The sequence below is a fragment of the Mycobacterium sp. NGS39 genome (assembly GCF_059812765.1).
This window is the reverse complement of the sequence record NZ_JCALDH010000026.1, coordinates 1-2,561: the sequence shown is the minus strand read 5'-3', so window position 1 is coordinate 2,561 and position 2,561 is coordinate 1. Positions and strand designations below refer to the sequence as shown.

The following is a 2,561-nucleotide window of genomic DNA, read 5'->3' as shown; positions in this document are numbered from 1 at the left end:
TACCGATCTTCAGCTCCGACTCGTACACCACTCTGCTGGACGCAACCTCCGAATGTCGGCTCCGGTCGAAAAGTGAGCAGGTAGCTCCGGGGTGGGTTCTAGTAAACGTCGCAACACCGACGGACTACTTGAGGCTAACAGTGCAGCGAATAGGTCGGCGGGGCAACGGTCTTGGGAGGGCCATCCGGGGACGGTGATTGAGTTCGTGTTCGACGGCCGACAGGTGCGCTGGTAGGTGGCCGACGAGGGTGACGCCCTTGGGGAAGTAGTCGCGCAATAGGCCGTTGGTTTTCTCGTTGCTACCCCGCTGCCAGGGGGTTCGCGAATCGCAGAAGTACACCGGCGCACCAAGCTTCTTCGTGGTGGCTAGATGGCGCGCCATCTCGGTGCCCTGGTCCCACGTGATCGACCGCATCAGCGCCGGCGGAAGATCTTGGATGCGAGCCACCAACGCGGCGTGCAGCGAGTCGGCGTCGCTGCGGGGCAGGTGCACCAGCCGCACCAGGTCTGGCGTTCAACGAGAGTGCCGATCGCCGAGAGGTGATTGTTGCCGATGATGAGGTCTCCCTCCCAGTGGCCAGCTTGTGACCGGTCGACGGGGGGAAGGGGCGGTCGTGGATGGTCAGCATGGGCTGTTGAAACCGCGGCCGGCGGCGCTGCGGGCGTTGGTGGGCTCGGCGGTGATCCCTGCCGGTGCGCAGCGGTGAATGGCGGTGCGGCGCCAATCGGGATGGCCGCATGAATCACGAATTCGGTTGATACACAGCTTGATAGATGCTTTCATGGCAAATCTGTATCGACGGATCATCGGGGAACCGCTGGCGAAGGTGACGACTGATCTGTTGGGGGCTCCAGCGCTGACCCAGCAGCTCGGTGACCACACCGCAGAGCTGATCATTGGTGTCGACTCGGCGGCGGTGCTGACGTGCTCGTCGTGCGGTGGCCCGACGATGAGCGTCGAAAGGGCGATAGCGCGGCCTGCTGGCGCGTTGCGCCGTAGCTCGCGCGAAATGGTCGACGGTGCCCGACCGAGGCGGGTGGCGATCGTCCGCAGGCTCAGCCCGGACTGACGCAGATCGGCGATCTCGATCCGGTCATCCTGGGACAGGTACCCTGAGCTGACCTCGCGGACAGCCAGGCGGTCCAGCGGCGGCACGAACCCGACGACGATGCCGTTGCGGTAGGTCTTGTAACCACGGGCCCAGTTGTTAGCCCCGCTGCGGGATACACCGACTTCACGGGCCGCCGCCCGCATCGACCATCCACGAGCTCGCAACTCCATGAACCGCTGACGCTTGGCCGATTGCGGACGACGCCCCGGCCCCTTCTTCACACGACGCGACGATGTCAACCCAACCTCCAGAACCTAGAGAAGTTGTTGCGACCGCGCCTAGAAACCACCCCGGAGCAGGCTGCTCAGGATTCACCCGGAGCCGACACCGAACTCGCGTCGCTTTTGGGTGTGCCGTACTTCCATTCGCGGCCTTTGCGCTTGGCGGTACGCGTAATGCGGATGCTGCCAACGGTGCCGGGTATGTCGCTTAGCGTGATGTTCCGCAGCTGCAAACCTTGAAGCTCGCTGGCCCGAACGCCGGTGTGTGCCGCGAACAGCACAGCCAGCGCGTATACCTCGTTGCCCCGTCCTTGGGAGCCATTGCGGGCGATCCAATCGACTACGGACGCTATTTGGTTGGCCGTAAGCGGTCGGTGCCTAAACGGTGCCTTGCCATCTGAGGTAGCGCGACGTTTGGTTGAGTGCCGACGACGACCGCTCACCACAGGGTTGGCGGCAGCCACCGTGGCGGGTTGAGAGGCACATACTCCCCGCCACGGTGCGCTCAACGCGCGGTTGGGGTTTGGGCCGGCCCGCTGAGCCGTTTCGTGACAGATCAAACGGCGATTGTTTGCGTTACTTCTTGTGGTTCACCGTCTTCCAACCATCGCATTGTGACCACGAGCTTGTCGCCTCCCGCCGCAACCACCAGCGGCCACTCGTAGTCGCCAGTGGCAGAAGATCAAAGGGCGCACCTTCGTCATCATCGTTGTGCACCTAGACATACGTGTTCTGATGCGGTTCGATTGTGAACTGCTCCGCTGTCACACTCTCGCTTACGTTGCGGCAATACAGAACCTTCCCGGCACGTGATAGCCGGGGCATGGCGTGCTGCCCTTTAGGCTTGCGGACCTGCGCGGCGCTAAGGCCCATCTCATCAATGTCCTGTTCGATCGCAGTACGCACCTTGTAAGCCAGGTCGTCTGGGCTGACGTAGACGCCCAACAACCCTTGCCCCTCAAGCTCTTTGCGGTACTTCGCGAGACGGGCAAGTTCCTCGGGATCGACGTCACGGCGTTGGATCGGCTCCTCGGAGAACCAAGTGTGCACATGCTTACCCGCCTCGGTAGAGCGCTGGATTTCATCCGCAGTACCCGACACCGCGTCTTCGGTCGCCTACCCCAAGCGGCGATCAAACAACGCAACAACGATGTCGGCCTTGTCGATCCTTTGCTTGTTAATCACCCCTTGGGCACCCTCGGCGCTCATGCGCGGCAGAGCATCGCTT

General features: G+C 62.7%; 1 protein-coding gene and 2 pseudogenes. All 3 read right to left on the bottom strand.

The features are described from left to right. Window positions 1-105: 105 nt before the first annotated feature. Window positions 106-1,333 (bottom strand): annotated as a pseudogene (locus AC5Y39_RS21185) (IS30 family transposase); the annotation flags it as partial. Window positions 1,334-1,440: 107 nt separating this feature from the next. Further along, a pseudogene (locus AC5Y39_RS21180) lies at window positions 1,441-1,788 on the bottom strand (site-specific integrase); the annotation flags it as partial. A 262-nt stretch (window positions 1,789-2,050) separates the two neighbouring features. Next, the gene (locus AC5Y39_RS21175) at window positions 2,051-2,434 is read right to left on the bottom strand and encodes a hypothetical protein (protein WP_500048286.1); all 384 of its coding nucleotides are present in this window, start codon (window positions 2,432-2,434) and stop codon (window positions 2,051-2,053) included. Between the last annotated feature and the right edge of the window lie 127 nt (window positions 2,435-2,561).